This is a genomic window from Saccharopolyspora sp. ASAGF58, assembly GCF_012277335.1.
GTDB lineage: Bacteria > Actinomycetota > Actinomycetes > Mycobacteriales > Pseudonocardiaceae > Saccharopolyspora > Saccharopolyspora hattusasensis.
On record NZ_CP040605.1, the window covers coordinates 7,523,909 to 7,540,237 of the forward strand.

Here is a 16,329-nt window from a genome sequence, read left to right on the forward strand (position 1 = left end):
GCCTGCCACGCGGCGATTTCGCGCGAAAACGCCACCCCCACGCCTGCCACGCGGCGATTTCGCGCGAAAACGCCACCCCCCACGCCTGCCACGCGGCGATTTCGCGCGAAATCGCCATCGCGGGCTCTTAGGACGTGTTTTATCAGCGGCGGGAGCCGCTTGCGGTGTGCGACTCAACTGCACCGCCGCGGGTTCTCAGGGGCTGTGCCCGCCGAAGGGCTCTCGGCGAGGCCAGTCCCCGACGCGGTGAATTGGGCATTCATGATGTCGGGGGAACACATGCGTGAGAAGGCCTCTGAGGTTCCGCTACCCGCACCGCTACGCAAACAACTTTCGAAACGGACCTTAGGACGCAGATGGAGATCTCACGACGCGGCGCACTGAGACTGGGTGGCATCGCGGCGGGAACCGGTGCGGTGTGGCTGGCATCGTGGCCGGTCCCGGCACTGGCCCAGGAAGGCACGCCGGAGGCCCTCTCGGTGACCGTCCGGGAAAGCGCGAACCTGGGTGTCACGGTGTCACCGGACGGCCGCACGCTGGCCATCGACGTCGCGGGCGGCATTTGGGTGCTGCCCGTCGCCGGCGGCGCGGCGCGGCTGATCACCCCGCTCGACCACGACGCCTGCCGCCCGCAGTTCTCCCCCGATGGGCGGCGGATCCTGTACCAGTCCTTCCGTGACGGGGTGTACGACGCCTGGACCGTCGCCCCGGACGGCAGTGCGCCGACCCGGCTGACCACCGGCCCCGGCTACAACACCGAGCCCCGTCTCTCCCCCGACGGCAAGCGGCTCGCCTTCTCTTCCGATCGCGACCACCTCAGCCGTATTTGGGTGCTGGAGCTGGATTCCGGGACGCTCACCGCGGTCACCAGCGCCGACGAGGTGCACATAAGCCCGGCGTGGTCTCCGGACGGCAGCAAATTGGCATACCTGGTGGGCGACAACGTCATCGAGGTGCTGGACCTTGCTTCCGGCAACCGCGAGCGCCCGGTCACCGGCGACGCGGGGCTGGCCGCGCCCGGCTTCACCCCGGACGGCCGGAACCTGACCTACGTGCGCATCGAGGGTCCCAAGACCGATCTGGTGGTGGGCGACCAAGCCGTGGTCACCGGTGAGGACCTTTCCCCGCTCCCAATGGCGTGGCTGTCCGCCAGCGAGTTCCTCTACACCGCAGGTGGCCGCGTGCGGCGCCGTGGACTGACCGGCCCGGGCACCGACGTCCCGTTCACCGCGGTCCTGCCGCTGGCCACCCGCCGCTACCACCGCGCGCCACGGGACCTGGGCTCCACCGCCGTCCGGCAGGCCAAGGGCATCGCCAGCCCGGTGCTCTCTCGTGACGGCGAGCAGGTGGCCTTTCGCGCGCTGAACGCCCTGTGGGTGCTGCCGATCGGAGGCACTGCCCGCAAGGTCGTCGACGACGGCTACTTCTCCTCCGACCCCGACTTCGCACCGGACGGCCGCTCGCTGGTCTACGTCAGCGACCGCGCCGGAACGGCGAACCTGTGGCGGCTGGACCTGGGCACCGGGCGGTCCGAACGGCTGACCGACGCGACCGACGCCCAGCTGATGCCCCGGTATTCCCCGGACGGCACGAAGATCGCCTACCAGGACGAGTCGGGCGGCACCTGGGTGCTAGACATTGCCGCCCGGACCGCCCGGCAGGTGCTGCCCACCCTGTACCAGCCAGGGCGGCCGAGCTGGTCACCCGACGGCGGCAAGCTGGCGCTGGCCGCCATGCGACCCTACTCACGGCGCACGGATACCGGGCACAACCAGATTCTCGTTGTGGACCTCGAAAGCGGCGAGCTCCGCTACCAGGCCGTGGCCCCGGAGCGTTCCCTCTCCACCAGGGGCGACGACGGTCCACTGTGGACGAAAGATGGCTTCGTATTCGGCGCCGAGAGCCTCGCCTGGCGCGTGCCGGCGGACGCGTCGGGCACCATCACCGCCCCGCCCGTACAGCTGACCAACGAGGTCACCGACTCGCTCTCGGTGAGCGGCGACGGCCGCACGGTGCTCTACCTGTGCAACGGGACGCTGCGGCTGACCGACGGCGGGGCCGCTCGCACCGTGGCCGCCGACCTCCGGTACCGGCCGGCCCGCGCCACCGGCCGGGTGGTGCTGCGGGCCGGGGCGGTGTGGGACGGCACCTCGGACAAGCTGCAACGGGACGTCGACATCGTGCTCAAGGACGACCGGGTGGCGGCGCTCGTGCCCAGCGCGGGTCACAGCCCCGGCAGCGCCCAGGTGATCGACCTGTCCGGGCTGACGGTGCTCCCCGGCCTGATCGACACCCACAACCACTGGCACATGCGCGGGCGGCAGTGGGGCGACCGGCAGGGGCGGCTATGGCTGTCCTACGGCGTCACGACCAGCCGTTCCCCCGGTGATCCGGCCTACCAGATGGTGGAGAACCGGGAGGCGCTGGAGGCAGGCACCCGGGTCGGCCCTCGATATCTCGGCTCCGGCGAGGCGCTCGACGGCTCCCGCGCCTCGTACAACTGCATGCGCACGACGATGTCGGCCCGGCAGCTGGAACGGGAACTGGACCGGGCCACCGGGCTGGACTACGACCTCGTCAAGCTGTACATGCGCCTGCCCGTACCGCTGGAGCGCCGGGCCGTGGAACGGGCACACGCCAAGGGCATTCCGGTCACCTCGCACTACCTGTACCCGGCGGCGCACAGCGGGCTGGACGGCATGGAGCATCCCGGCGGCGGGCACCGTCTCGGCTACTCCCGCACCCTCAGCTACAACCTGTACCGGATGTCGGCCGACGCCGTCGACGTGCTGGCGGCCAGCGGGATGTGGGTCTCCTCCACGACGATCTTCGCCAGCGAACTGCTCGCCGAGGACCGCTCGCTGGTGGACGACGAACGAACCCGGACCCTGTTCCCCGGCTGGGAGTACGAGCGGCTCCAGGCCAAGGCCGACGCAGCGATCGGCCCGCACGCCGAGCCGTACCGCCGGATCACCGCCGGAATGGTCGACGCGTTGCTGCGGGTGCACCGCGCGGGCGGACTGGTGGTCTCCGGCACCGACGCCCCGCTCGACGACATCGGCATCAGCGCCCACCAGAACCTCCGTGCGCTGGTCAAGTACGGGTTCACCCCGCAGGAGGCACTGCTGACCGCCACCGGTAACGCGGCGAAGGCAATCGGTTACGGCGACACGCTGGGCGCGGTGGCGCCGGGCCGGTTTGCCGACCTGGTCGCCGTCGAGGGCGATCCGCTGACCGACATCCGCGCCGCAGCCGCCGTGCGAGTGGTGTTCGTCGGCGGGGTGCGGCACACCGTGCCGGATCTGCTGGCGCCGTTCCGGTCCACAGGCAGGGCTTTCGCCGCAGCGGGGACGGTGGCCACGGCCCCGCCGCTGCCCTCGGCGACGGCCCGCGCCGAGCACTACTGGCACCGTCCGGAGTGGACGCGGGAGAGCTGCTGCCATTGAGCAGGTCGGCTGAGTGCGCCCCGCAGCGGAGGCGCACTCAGCCGACCTGGAGGTCCCGCTCCCGCGCGGATCCGGCACCGGCCCGGTAACTGGAGGCGGACATGCCGAACCGCTTCTTGAACATTCGCTGGAAGTGGCTCAGCTCCCGGTATCCGACGGCACGCGCGACATCGGTGATCGAGGTCGACGTTTCGCGCAGCAGGAATCGCGCCTCGTTCATGCGCAACATGGTGACGAAGTCGATGAACCGCCACCCGGTTTGCTCCCGGAAGCTGCGGGAGAAGTGGTAACGGCTCATGTACACCGCGCTCGCCACCCGGTTCAGGGTGAGATCCGGATCGGTGAAGCAGGTGCGCAGATAGTCCATCGCGTACCGGACGCTGGGCGAGAGCCCGGCCAGGTCCAGCTCCGCCGCATCAACGTCTGCGGCGGCCGCCTCGGCGGGCGCGGTGCTCAGGTGCACGCGCTGCCCGGCGTGCCGGTAACCCGGCAGAGAGTGCAGGAGCTCGTGGGGCGGCCGGATCTCGATGTCGTCCGGCCCGACAACAACCTGGCAATCACCAAGGAACGGCTGTAAGCGCAACCAGACGAACTGCGTGCTCTCCCCGCAGAACAGCCCGGTCAGCAGCTCCCCGGCCTGGGCGGCAACTGGCGTCCAGCCGTCCGCTTCGAGCACCCGCGGCGTCGCCGATTCTCCGATCAGCTCGCGCAGCTGCTCGTAGGCGTGGGGCTGCAACCGCCGGTCCACCCGGACCATGAACAGGCTGCCGATCACCCCGTCACCGATGCGATCGGTGTCGAGCAGCACCACGTCGGCCGGGTCGATCCGCGGGTTCGCGCTGAAGTAGGTGGAGAAGCCGAGCACACCGAGCGCCTGCGCATTGTGGTGGGCCACCAGATCTCGCAGCTGATTCACGCCCCGGTGCAGGTTCACCGCCGCCGGCTCCGGCAGCGCCGCGATCTGCTTCACAGTCTGGTCCACCAGCTCGTCACTGGTCACATAAACCACGCTGCGCCCGCGGGCGATGGCGTCCGCGCCGATCAGGGACGCGGCCGCCACCGAATTTCGCCGCTCCGGTAGCTCTAGTTCGACGTCCGGTTCATCCCGCAGGGTGCGGTAGCGCTCCAGCGCCCTTGCCTCCGGCAGCCTCCGCAACGACCAGGGAGCCGCCTCCTGTGCCGAACTCACTGACTGTACCTCCCCCAGAATCCGCGCTGGACCGGCTCCCGGCCGCTTCAGCGCGATCGAAAGAATTGTCACCGATGTGACCGAGCAGCAGAGCGAGCACGGGAAACCTCGTCACAACAGGGAACCCGGCCGCACCCGCCGCCCGATATTTCCCTCGCTTCCCGCGCAAATGCAGTCATAGGAATAGCGTGAAGAATTCCCTCGAAAACGCTCCCCCGGAAAACGTTCGAGAAAAAATTGGCACACTTAGTAACTTTGTTCATCCCAGTTCACACATGCCTCGAACACTAGAAGGTTCCCCCGACCTGGTCAAGATCGAACCAGCAGTGGACGCATCTTCACTCAACCGGAGCAACAGCGGCGCACAAACCCGCCTCGGCTAGCTCGCGTTTTAATAGTCCATTCGGGGGGACAACAATTGAGGCGATTCCCGTAAGATCGTTTTTGGGTGGTGGTCTCGGGGTTTGATGTGTCCGGGGTCGGACCTGCCCGGAAGAAGTGGGACGCGGGGTCCCTGGTACGGCGGGAAGTCGTGCGACAGGTACGCACATCAGCTCCACAGCATCGCCAGGAGTGCCCGGGGCTACGTGCTGACCCAGGTCAACGGCACGGTGATCGACGTCGACGGAGGCCGCACAAGGGCCTGACACTCCACGACCGAACCAGGACATCACGGTTCGCCCGCCGGGCCCCGTGGTGCGGGGATAAGGTCCCGGAGGTAATCGCGGTGCTGGGCGGGTAGCGCCCTGCCACCTGGCCGTGGTGTTCGTTCGGGATCTACTGTGGCCGGTGGGATGAACACTCTTTTATGGTGGCTTGATCAGGTGAAACACCCGACCCGAAACCCAAAAACCCAAAGCCCAAGCCGCCGGAAGCGAAAGCGCCGAAAGCCACTACGCAGCAACGAGAATCAGGGCACGCCGAAGGCGACACCCGACCAGCACCAGCACACCGCCAGCACGAGTGTCGTGAGCGGTTTCGGGCGCTGTAGCCCCGAAAAACGCGCACGGGCCACCTCGGTACTCGCGCGTCACGCCACTAGCGTGTTGGACACTGACATGGCTTCCCGGGGAAGGCCCGGGAAGGCGGTGGCCAGCCTTCGCTTCGAGAACAAGTTCGCGTACTCCTGGGCCAGGACGGGCATCACCGCGTACGAATGCCGGAATCCACCTGCCTCGGGCGCTGGTGGCCTGAGTCGGTTCGGTTGCAGCTGTCACGAGGTCGTCCTCTTACGCGTTGTCCAATCCGATGGCGACCATGTGCGCGGCGGTCTCCCGCTCGGGGAAGTTGCCCTGCTCCAGACCGCGGATGACGCCGGTGCGGTCCTCGGCGGTGCGGTTCTGGTTCAGCTTGGCCTTGGCCACCACACGAGTGATCGACAACTCGATGCCGACGATTCCCTTCAGCTGCGTCGCAATGAACTTTTCAGGTGCGTCAGTGACCTTCCACCGCGTCGGGCGGCCGTTCTCGTGGTGGTCGGTCAGCTTGGTGACGTGATCGAGCAGCCAGTCGCGGTCGTCGTGGGCTCGCAACTGCCCGTAGACGTTGAGGATCTGGTAGTTCCAGGTCGGGACGACTCTCTGGGTGTCTTGCTTGCTCGGGTAGTACTCCGGCGTGACGTAGGCGTCAACGCCGGGGATGATCACCACCGATTCCGCCTCGGCGGTGTACTGCCAGTGGGGGTTCGGCCGCGACATGTGCCCGACCAGAGAGTGACGGTCGGCATCGTAGAGCAGCGGCATCGCGGTCACCTCCATGCTGCCGTCCGGAGCCGGGGTGACCAGGTGACCGAATCCCCCCTTGCGCAGCAGGGCCGCGGTGTCGTCCTCGGACACCTCGAAGTGCTTCGGCAGGTACATGACCACTCCTCGATCGCCTGTGGGTGGGGCAACCGCCAACCAGCCCAGTTTGTCACATGACAAAGACTCTACAGGGTAGATACGACTTCTGTCACGTGCCATACACTGGCGAGGTGACGAAAGACGCCGCGGATCGTGCGCCGGTCAAGATCATCGGCGCCTCAGCAGGTGAGATCTCCGATAGCGTGCGGAACCTCGTGAGCACAGGTCGACTGCAGCCTGGTGATTCGGTCCCGCCGATTCGTGACCTCGCACTCGAGCTCGGAGTGCATCGCAACACCGTGGCCGCCGCCTACCGAATGCTGGTCGCCGCCGGTGTGGCCGAAACCCATGGTCGGCGCGGCACCGTCATCACGTCCCTTCCCCACCTCGAGGGCGAGATGGCCGTGAATACCGAACTGGTCGACCTGTCCAGCGGCAACCCCGATCCGGCACTGCTACCCAACATCGGATCGGCGCTGTCCCAGATCGACTACCAGATGCAGATGTACGGAAGCCCCGTCATCGATCCCAGGTTGCACCAGTGGGCACGCAACACGCTGGCACCCGAACTCGACTGCCCCTTCGAGATCTCGGTGACGCACGGCGCTGTCGATGCGGTCGAGCGACTGCTCACCGCCCATCTCACGCGTGGCGATTTGGTCGCTATGGAAGACCCGTGCTTCTACGCAAGCGAAGGGACGGTACGGCTCAACGGATTCCGCGCGGCCTCCGTCAGCGTCGATGCCGAGGGGATGGAGCCAAGAGCCTTGCGGATCGCCCTGGCCGCGGGAGCTCGGGCCGTCATCGTCACGCCCCGGGCGCACAATCCGACGGGCGTCAGCGTGACGGCCGAGCGGGCCCAAGAGATCAGGTCCGTGTTGCAGCGCTATCCGCACGTACTTGTGATCGAGGATGACCACTTCTCCGCGATCTCGCGCAACTGCTACAACCGGGTTACCCCAAGCACCACGCAACGCTGGGCGCTCGTGCGGTCGGTGGCGAAGTTCCTCGGGCCAGACCTGCGCGTCGCGGTCGTCGCCTCCGACGAGGGAACCGCCGATCGGCTCGGGAGCCGTTTGCGGCCGGGCGCCACCTGGGTGAGCCATCTGCTCCAGCAGCTCGCGGCGAATCTCCTCGAGTCAGATGCCGTTGCACGACAACTAGATCACGCGCGTCATGCGTACGCCGAGCGCGTGGACGTACTGCGCGAGGCGCTGACCGAAGCGGGAATTGACACCCCATTCCCCACCGACGGCTTCAATGTCTGGGTACCCGAGCCCGCTGGTTGCGCCGCCATGGTCACAGCGCTGCGGGAGGCCGGCTGGTCGGTTCGGGACGGTTCCCCGTTCCGAACCCCGACAAGCAAGACCCCGCACGGGATCCGCATCACCGCCTCGAGACTGACCCGCCCCCAGGCCCGCGAGTTCGCTCAGTGCCTCGCAGGGATACGTCAGTCGATCATCAGCTGACCGTCCGTCCAGGAATTGACCGCGCGGCGAACGGCCCCAGCCACCGCCGGACCGCTCGGCGACCACAGCAGGCGTTGCAGCCGAGAGGTGCTGGTTGACCCGGGTGGAATGGCCATCCCGTGGGGGCCGCCAGCACCGGCCATCCCGGTCTGGATGGCTCCGGAAGCGCACCGTGCGGAGCCATCCGCCAATCCTGCCGTGTGCTGCATAACCTGTGCCACGAAAGGGAATTCAATGTCGCAGCCCCTTGATGCTCCACCAGAACCCGTTCCCTCGGTGCACCCGGCCACGAAATCCGACCCGTCTCACCTGGCTCCACGCCGTTGACCTGTAGGCATCAATTTGCCGAGCGAGCTTCAGCTGACTCCACGAGCGAGTTAGCGATCTGCCGGAGAGAACCCAGCACAACCGACACCGCTCGCCGGGTTGTCTGTTCAGGACGAGCGAGGACGTCGACGTTGCGCACTGCTCGTACCCCTGCGAGCGGCCGCAGCGTCACGGCGGACCCGGCTGGTGGGCGGGCCGTGTAGCGCGGGAGCAACGCCAGCAGATCGCCGTGAGCAGCGACCATCGCCGCAGCGGTCGTGAAATCGTTGATCCTGTGCACCACCCGCATAGGTTGGCCTGCTGACGCTGCGATCACTTCGAGCATGTCGGCAGGCGAGAACCCGGCATGCGTGGAAACCCATGACTCGTTGACGAGTTCCGTTGGGCTAACAGACTCGTACTGGGCAAGGGGATGATCTGCACGCATCGCCACGTCCATTGGCTCCCGCAGGAGGGGCACCACGGTCAGTCGTTGGGACGGCCATGGATACGTGTGACTCATCCGGTGCGCGATAACGATGTCGTAGGACGCCGTCAGCGCCGGAAACGCATCCTGGGCGACGTCCTCGTCGACACATTCCACAGGAGGATGGTCAGCCCCGTTGGACATCGCGGCCAGTGCGGGAAAGAACGTGACTGTGGCGCTATGGAATCCAGAAACCCGGACGATCGCCGATAAGTCCCCCAGGTACTCGTCGACGGCCACCTGAGCTCGGGCCATTGCCGAGGCCACTGACACCGCAGCATTGGCCAATGCCCGACCGGCGTCAGTGAGCTCGACCGACCGGCCACGCTTGTGCGTAAGCGGCGCAACGAACTGGCGCTGCAAGGCGGTCAGCACCTGCGAAACGGCAGACGGGGTGACCGACAGCGCCCGGGCCGTGCCCGCGATGCTGCCATGGTCGGCGAGCTCACGCAGCACCCGAAGCTGATGCAGATCCATTAGGAAAATCTAAACCATTGCTGTTGTTATTGGCGGTTTATCTTGCGGGTTGGCCGCTCTAGCATCGGGTGCGTCCCCCGTTCCGCAGCCCAGGGGCTCCTCGCCCGTCCGGGGCCGTGGGTCCTGCCCAGGCTGGTCCAGGCAACGTGTGGCACGTTGCCTGGCTGTCGGCCAGATTAAACGCATGCCCCCGGGGCCGGAACCTGGCCATCCTGGGGCAGCGCAAAGGAGATCACCTGCTGTGGATGCCATCGACGAGAAGATCATTGCCGAGCTGTCTCGCAACGCGCGTATCTCGCATGCCGAGTTGGCCCATCGAGTCCTGCTGTCCCGTAACGCCGTGCGCCAGCGGATCGACCGGCTGGAGCGTCAGGGACACATTCGTGGCTACACGATCGTGCGCGATGAGGACCGCGACACCGGTGATTTCGTGTCTGCGCTGGTGCTCGTCTACCGGCAGGACCGCATGCGCGGTGGGGAGGTCCTGGCCGCGCTCAAACGAATCCCGGAGGTCGTCATCTGTGAGGTCCTCAGCGGCGATTTCGATCTCATGGTGCGGCTGGAAGCGCGGTCCCTGGAACGCATACGCGGCATCTGGGAAGACATTGCCCAGATGCCTGGCGTAAGCGACACGGTGACCGCATTCGCACTGTCCCGGGTGATCAACCGCGCACGGAAGGCACGCTCTGCGGAATCGGAGCCATGAGCCCAGTCGCCTGCTCCCGGCTGAGCAGGCCGGCCTGCTCGACCAGGTCGGCCACGCTGGATCCGGTTGCCAGGGCCTGCTTGGCGATCGCGGCGGCGGCCGCATAACCGATGTGCGGTGTCAGCGCTGTCACCGAGCCGACCGAGCCGGCCACCTGGCGGGCGAGCCGTTCTTCGTTGGCGGTGATGCCCTCCACGCACATTGTGCGCAGCGCAGCACAGCCACGGGTGAGCCACTCGACCATGGTCAGTAGCAGGTGTCCGATCAGCGGCTCAAATGCGTTGAGCTGGAGTTGGCCATTTTCAGCGGCCATCGTGATCGAGACATCGGCCCCCGCCACCGCGTAGGCGATCTGGTTGACCATCTCGGGGATCACCGGGTTGACCTTGCCCGGCATGATCGATGAACCCGCCTGGCGGGGAGGCAGGTTGATCTCCGCGAAGCCGCTCTGCGGACCGCTCGCGAGCAGCCGCAGGTCGTTGCAGACCTTCGACAGCTTGACGGCCGTCCGTTTCAACACGCCCGAGACCTGCAGGAACACGCCGGTGTCGGCGGTGGCCTCGACCAGATCGGTGGCCGGTCGCAGGTCCAGCCCAGTCAGAGCGCGCAGGTGGCGCACTGCCGTCGCGGCATATCCGGGTTCGGCCGTGATACCGGTGCCGATCGCCGTTGCACCGAGGTTTATCTCATGCAGCAGCGGCAGGGTCTCCCCGATACGGGCACGGTCTTCAGCCAGCGTGACACCGATGGCGGTGAATTCCTGGCCAAGCGTCATGGGTACGGCATCCTGGAGCTGGGTGCGACCGACCTTGATGATGGCAGCGAATTCCTGACCTTTGGCGTCGAACGCTTTTGAGAGCGAACCGAGCTCGGCCAGCAACCCATTCAAGGCCATGCTCACCGCGAGTCTCAGCGCCGTAGGGTAAACGTCGTTCGTTGACTGGCAACGATTGACATCGTCGAGCGGAGACAGCATGTCGTAACGTCCCCGCCCGTAGCCCATGTGCTCTAGCGCGAGGTTGGCGATGACCTCGTTGGCGTTCATGTTGGTGCTCGTGCCGGCACCGCCCTGAATGACATCGACGCGGAACTCATCGTGGTGACGGCCCGCCTCGATGTCCCGGCAGGCTGCGACGATCGCATCCGCTTTGTGCGGCTGGATGGCGCCGATCTCGTTGTTGGCCAGAGCTGCCGCGTGCTTGACGGTGGTCAGTGACCGTACCAGCACCGGGTGTGCGGAAAGTGGTATTCCGCTGACTTGGAAGTTCTCCACAGCGCGGGCGGTGTGCACACCCCAATAGGCCTCCGCCGGGACCGCCAGCGCACCCAGCGTGTCGGATTCCGTCCGGTACACGGTCACCGCACGCCGTCCTTCTGGTTGATGCAGACCACCTTCGTCTGGGTCATCTCCTCGTAGGCGAAGCGCACACCCTCGCGGCCCATGCTGCCGTATTTGAAACCACCGAAGGGCATCGCGTCGAAACGGTAGTCGGACGAATCGTTGATCATCACTCCGCTCGCCTCCAACGACTGGGCGGCCGACAGCGCTCGGTCGAGGTTCGCGGTGAAAATCCCGGCGTGCAGGCTGAAGTCGACCTCGTTGGCTCGTTGGAGCGCGTCATCGAAGGAGTCGAACGGCTGGAGGCACACCACCGGCGCGAACGCCTCCTCCTGCCATATCGCGCACTCCGCCGGGACGTCCTCCAGAACCGCCGGAGTGTAGAAGGAGCCGTCCAACTGGTTGCCGCACAGCAGTGTCGCGCCGCTGGCGATGGCCGTGTCCACCTTCGCCCGGGCGGAACGGGCAGCGTCGGCAGTGATCATGGGGCCCACGTCGGTGCTCTCGTCGGCCGGGTCGCCGACGCGCAAGCGCTTCGTGCGGGCGACAAACGCATTGCGGAAGTTCTCATACGCCTCACGAGCGATCAGAATTCGTTGCGTACCAACACAATTCTGGCCTGCTGCCCAGAATGCGCCAGAGACGCAAGAGTCGACCGCGAGGTCCAGGTCGGCGTCCTCCATGACGATGACAGCGGCGTTCCCGCCGAGGTCCATGGCGAGTTTCTTCAGTCCTGCCGACCGCGCGATGGCCTCGCCAGTTGCGAAGCCGCCCGTGAACGACACCATCCGCACCTCGCGGGCGGTGACGATCGCAGCCCCCACCTCGGCATTACCGTTGACGACCGTCACGACTTCTTCCGGCAGGCCCGCCTCGACGAGCGTGCCCACCAGGCGCAGCGCCGATAGCGGCGTGAGCTCGGAAGGTTTCAGAATCACCGCGTTGCCGCCCGCAATCGCCGGGCCGAGTTTGTGCGCGACCAGGTTGAGCGGGTCGTTGAACGGCGTGATGGCCGCGATGATGCCAAGCGGCTCCCGGGTGAACCATCCCTTGCGGTTCTCCGAGCCCTCGAAAGCATCGAAGGGAACCATCTCACCAGCGTTACGCCGGGCCTCAGCCGCCGACAGCGCCAGGGTGTTCGCCGCACGTGCGGTCTCCTTGCGAGCCTGGGTGATGGTCTTGCCCGACTCTTTCACAATCAGCGAAGTGAAGACCTCAGCGCGCTGCTCGACCAGCCGAGCAGCCCCCTCCAGCACGGCCGCCCGCGACGCGCGCGACATGGCCTGGGCGGTACGGCTGCCGTTGCGGGCACGCTTGAGGATGCTGTCGATGGCAGCGGCGTCCACCATGCGCACCGAGCCGATGACCGCACCGGAATAGGGGTTGCGGACGGCCGAAATCTGGTCGTCGAAAGTGCGCTCGGCTTTTAGGGCGATGTCAGCCATGAACGGTCTCCTCAAGGGCGTGCCCGCAGGAAGCGGCGGCGTCGTTTGCGTTTCGCTGGTGGATGGCGATGATGTCGGACAACAGGGCGTAAGCAGTCTCGATACGCCCAGCGCCCGGCCCGGAGACGGTGACGGTGCCGAGCAGATCGGTGCGGAAAGCCACGGCGTTGACCGGCCCAGCGATCCCGGACAGCGGGTGATCGGCGGACAGGGCGATCGGTGCCACCCGGGCATCCACACTGCCGTCGGCGCGACGGGTGGCTGAGCCGACCAGCTTCCAACGCAAGCCCTTGTCGGCGGCATCCTTGATGTCCTCCGCGGTGATCCCGGAGATCCCTTCACGGAAGACGTCCCCGCTTCGCAGGTCAGCACCGAGGACCTCGTTGGCAAGGATCATGACCTTGAGCGCAACGTCGTGTCCCTCGACGTCGGCCGTGGGATCGGCCTCCGCATATCCCAGGTCCTGGGCCTCACTGACGGCAGCGTCGAAGTCGGCACCGTCTTCCAGCCGGCCCAGAATGAAGTTGGAGGTGCCATTCATGATGCCTTCAACGCCGGTGATCCGGAGGCCGCTGAGCAGACGCTGCGCGGTACGCAGGACCGGGGTACCGCTGAGAACTGAGCCCTCGAACTCGAAGCTGACACCGTGCTCGGCAGCCAGGTTCCGGAGCTTGCGGCCGTGCAATGCGACCGGTCCCTTGTTCGTGGTGCACACGTGCTTGCCCGCTTCCAGTGCCCAGCGCACGTGGGAAACGGCGGGCTCGCCGTCGGCGGGATTGGTGAAGGTGGCCTCCGCGACGATGTCGGCGGGGACTTCGCGGATCACCCACTCGTTTCGCGGATCGGGGCTGCCGCCCTTCATGTCTGCGAAAGCCAGCTCGCCGGGAGCCGTGGACAGCAGCGGGGCGAGGTCGAGGCCATCAACGTCGACCAGTGATCCGGCACGTAGATCGGTGATCGCAACGACCCGAAGGGCGAACCCGAGCTCCTGGGCGAGCTCATCGCCACGCTCCTCGATCAGCGCGGCAAGCGCCCGATTGACACCGCCGAAACCGATGAGCGCAAGGTCATATCGCCTCATTTGATGTCTCCTTCGCAGTGCGCCGCAACCCTCACAGTGCGACTACGCAAAGTCTCGCCGCCAGGAGCGGCACCGCGACCATGCCGCAACGGCCGAAGCCCATGCCTGTCTGCACTGTCTCGATGACAATTCGCCCCTGTGCGCCGGCATCGGCGTTCTCGCCACCGACGCCCACAACGCCAAAGCGTCGGCTCTCCCAACGCAAACCAGCTGCTGTTTCCCAGCCCTGTGGGGCTATGGCTTTGGCTATGGCTTGCTGGCGTGTCCGCCGGACGACCGGCCACGGCTCAGCAGTGACTGTGGTGGCTCAGCTGGCGGAGGTGAAGCCCGGTAGCACGCTCAGCAGTGGAATGGTGATGAGGGTGCAGACGGTCATCGACAAGACGTTACCGATGAAGGGGTGAAAATCGGATGGCAGGCGTTTCGAGATTTGGGCGGCCAGCGGTGGTCCCGCGATAGCTCCGAGGGCAGCACCGACGACGATGGCCTGCACCGTCGGTCCATACGTCAGCACGGTGGCCGGCGCGACGGAAACGACCGGGACGAAAGTGGGATACCAGCCGGCTTCGACCCAGCGGCGGTGGTAGACGAGAACGCCGATCGTCGCAGTGAGTACCTGGGCCATCAGCACCGCAGGCAGTAGGCCGGTGCCGTAGACCGGAGCCAACGGGTTGAGCACATAGGTCAGAATGGTTCCGGCGATCAGACCGACTGCGGCGATCTCGTTGCCGTAGAAGGGTGCTTCGGTGAAATCGGCGAGAACCCGCCGGATCACCCATCCTGGTCCCTGTCGGGAAGGCACGGCTGGTGTGCCTGCCGGAACGTCTTCCTGCCCGGCTGCCTCGGGCGTGTCCGCGGACGAATCGCCGCCAGGTTGCGGCATCCACGGCAGGTGTCGGCAGAACAGAAAAGCGATCAGAGCGCCGATCCACATGCCAGTGACGCTGCCGATCACGCCAGGAAGGCCAAGCGGAGCACACCCGAAGTTAACCACCAGCAGAGCAACCGGGGTTGTCAGGGCGGCCCCGAGCACGGCACCGGTGACCGCCACCGCCCACCCTGCGCCGTAGACGAGGACGATGGCTGGCGGGACGGAAACGAATGGCACGAAGGTGGGCTGCGACGTGCTGGTGACAGTCCATGCCCAGCCCCAGGCTATCTCCGACAGCAGCAGTCCCAACAGCGCGGAGCCGACTACCCAAGGCCACAGTCCGGTGCCGTAGCTGACGGGAAATCCTGCCCAGCGGCGGCCTCGTTTCCAGGCCAGATGGGCGACCCAGCCGCCGACGAGCATGCCCAGCCCGCCGAGTTCGGTCTTGAAGAATTGCGCTTCGGTGGTGTCGCTGACCCACCAACGCAGGAACTGCGGGATGCTGGTGTAGGCCTCGTTCTGCCAGCTTTCGTAGTCGGGCAGCAGATGTGGCACTACGCTGGCGGCGCCCGGGAGCACGATGGCCAGCGCCGCCGTAATCGCTACCATCGCCAGCCCGGCCAGCCACCGGGCGACCGCGGTCGGTGTCGGTGACAGCACGAGGTTCCTGGGGAGTTTCGCGGGGCGGGTCATGAGGGCCTTCCGTCAGCGTGGAGCGCGTCGCAGCCGCGGTAGCCAAGGCTGGTGTCATCGAGATCGGCGCGGCGCGGTCGTGGGCGAGGTCGTTGAGACGTTTCAGATCAGCGCCGAGGGGGCGGCTTGACTTATTGATAGGGAACTCAAGGGTGTGATCTTCGTTGGTCTGGCGGGATCGCTGGTGTGCGGGATGCGCGGAGGTTATCGCCTGAGGTGCAGGAGGATCTGCGGCGCAGGGTGGTCGCGGCGGTGCATGGTGGGATGAGGCAGGTCGAGGCGGCGCTGGTGTTCGCGGTAGCGCCGCAGTCGGTGTCCGGATGGGCGCAGGTGTGGCGGAAACAGGGTTCGAAGGGTCAAGCACGACCAGCTCGCCATTGCGGTGCCGGTTCGCCCGGCAGCCGACCTGATCGACCTACTCGCTTCGTGCGGCGTGAGTTGTCTCTACGAGGCGAAGCCAGGGCATTCCGCTCGCGTCCGGGCGGCCTGAAGGTGTCATGTCGTTCTTCCTGAAGCGCAGGGCGGTCGGTGACCGGGCGCGTGGGGCATTCGCGCCCGGTCACCGGGGAAGGGCTGGTGCGGCGGAGGCCGGGGGAGGCGCCGCACCGGCCCGGCTTGGGGAGGTCAGGCCTCGTGAGTGATCCTTCCGGTAAGAACCGGAAGGATCACTCACGAGCGTTCAGACACACAGGTGGTGCCGCCCGGTGGGCTCCTCCCGGGGCGCCGAGCTCGCCTGGGTCGGCTGTGGGGATCCCGGTGGTCTGTGGGGGTGTTCTTGTTCCGCCCGGTGTCTTCGGTGCGGGTTTCGGCTTCGATGCCGGCTATGAGGTGCCAGACCGTGTAGGCGGCTTCGCCGCCGCCTCCGGCGTGCTGGCCGGATCGAGAACGCGAGGCCTCTTGCGGGTAGCTGGGTGGAGAATATGGCGAAGATCAGCAGGCTGAACAGGACGAACGTGCTGAGCTGGATTCAGGACATCGG

10 protein-coding genes are annotated in these 16,329 nt (G+C 66.7%); 3 read left to right on the top strand and 7 right to left on the bottom strand.

The genetic code is table 11. The annotated features are described in order from the left end of the window. The first annotated feature begins 356 nt into the window (after positions 1–356). The gene (locus FDZ84_RS35305; RefSeq protein ID WP_168589363.1) at positions 357–3,446 is read left to right on the top strand and encodes an amidohydrolase family protein; all 3,090 of its coding nucleotides are present in this window, start codon (positions 357–359) and stop codon (positions 3,444–3,446) included. Positions 3,447–3,483: 37 nt separating this feature from the next. On the opposite strand, the gene FDZ84_RS35310 is transcribed toward FDZ84_RS35305, so the two are convergent. Both FDZ84_RS35310 and FDZ84_RS35315 read right to left on the bottom strand, forming a co-directional pair. After that, positions 3,484–4,635, bottom strand: a complete 1,152-nt coding sequence (locus tag FDZ84_RS35310) for a helix-turn-helix transcriptional regulator (protein WP_168589364.1) — start codon at positions 4,633–4,635, stop codon at positions 3,484–3,486. Between the two features lie 1,229 nt (positions 4,636–5,864). Beyond that, on the bottom strand, positions 5,865–6,494 hold the full coding sequence (locus FDZ84_RS35315) for an FMN-binding negative transcriptional regulator (protein WP_168589365.1): 630 nt from the start codon (positions 6,492–6,494) through the stop codon (positions 5,865–5,867). 113 nt (positions 6,495–6,607) lie between these two features. On the opposite strand from FDZ84_RS35315, the gene FDZ84_RS35320 reads away from it, so the two are divergent. Then, positions 6,608–7,945 carry an aminotransferase class I/II-fold pyridoxal phosphate-dependent enzyme gene (locus tag FDZ84_RS35320; protein WP_210435321.1) on the top strand — a complete coding sequence of 446 codons (1,338 nt, stop codon included), beginning with the start codon at positions 6,608–6,610 and terminating at the stop codon, positions 7,943–7,945. A gap of 337 nt (positions 7,946–8,282) precedes the next feature. Here FDZ84_RS35320 and FDZ84_RS35325 read toward each other — a convergent pair whose 3' ends face one another. Beyond that, complete coding sequence (locus FDZ84_RS35325; protein WP_168589367.1) at positions 8,283–9,215, bottom strand: LysR family transcriptional regulator; 933 nt, start codon at positions 9,213–9,215, stop codon at positions 8,283–8,285. A 241-nt stretch (positions 9,216–9,456) separates the two neighbouring features. Between FDZ84_RS35325 and FDZ84_RS35330 the strand changes: the two genes are divergently transcribed. After that, the gene (locus FDZ84_RS35330) at positions 9,457–9,921 is read left to right on the top strand and encodes an Lrp/AsnC family transcriptional regulator (protein WP_210435322.1); all 465 of its coding nucleotides are present in this window, start codon (positions 9,457–9,459) and stop codon (positions 9,919–9,921) included. On the opposite strand, the gene FDZ84_RS35335 is transcribed toward FDZ84_RS35330, so the two are convergent. The 4 genes from FDZ84_RS35335 to FDZ84_RS35350 all read right to left on the bottom strand — a co-directional run bounded on the left by FDZ84_RS35335 (position 9,878) and on the right by FDZ84_RS35350 (position 15,317). Next, a complete protein-coding gene (locus FDZ84_RS35335; protein WP_210435811.1) occupies positions 9,878–11,275 on the bottom strand; it encodes an aspartate ammonia-lyase in 1,398 nt (465 codons plus the stop codon). The two genes, FDZ84_RS35330 and FDZ84_RS35335, sit on opposite strands and share 44 nt — an antisense overlap. Before the next feature lie 2 nt (positions 11,276–11,277). After that, positions 11,278–12,705: an aldehyde dehydrogenase family protein gene (locus tag FDZ84_RS35340; RefSeq protein ID WP_168589369.1), complete on the bottom strand. Its 1,428-nt coding sequence runs from the start codon at positions 12,703–12,705 to the stop codon at positions 11,278–11,280. Then, positions 12,698–13,786, bottom strand: coding sequence for a homoserine dehydrogenase (locus FDZ84_RS35345; RefSeq protein ID WP_168589370.1), 1,089 nt, complete (start codon positions 13,784–13,786; stop codon positions 12,698–12,700). The genes FDZ84_RS35340 and FDZ84_RS35345 overlap by 8 nt, the downstream gene beginning before the upstream one ends. Positions 13,787–14,093: 307 nt before the next feature. Beyond that, positions 14,094–15,317 (bottom strand): hypothetical protein, encoded by a 1,224-nt coding sequence (locus FDZ84_RS35350; RefSeq protein WP_246868661.1) that lies wholly within the window; start codon positions 15,315–15,317, stop codon positions 14,094–14,096. Positions 15,318–16,329: the final 1,012 nt, after the last annotated feature.

What these genes read in the sequence shown, in the direction of transcription:
- FDZ84_RS35305 (WP_168589363.1), top strand. Translation starts at nt 357, where the DNA reads ATGGAGATCTCACGACGCGGCGCACTGAGACTGGGTGGCATCGCGGCG.
- FDZ84_RS35315 (WP_168589365.1), bottom strand. Translation starts at nt 6,494, where the DNA reads ATGTACCTGCCGAAGCACTTCGAGGTGTCCGAGGACGACACCGCGGCC.
- FDZ84_RS35325 (WP_168589367.1), bottom strand. Translation starts at nt 9,215, where the DNA reads ATGGATCTGCATCAGCTTCGGGTGCTGCGTGAGCTCGCCGACCATGGC.
- FDZ84_RS35340 (WP_168589369.1), bottom strand. Translation starts at nt 12,705, where the DNA reads ATGGCTGACATCGCCCTAAAAGCCGAGCGCACTTTCGACGACCAGATT.
- FDZ84_RS35345 (WP_168589370.1), bottom strand. Translation starts at nt 13,786, where the DNA reads ATGAGGCGATATGACCTTGCGCTCATCGGTTTCGGCGGTGTCAATCGG.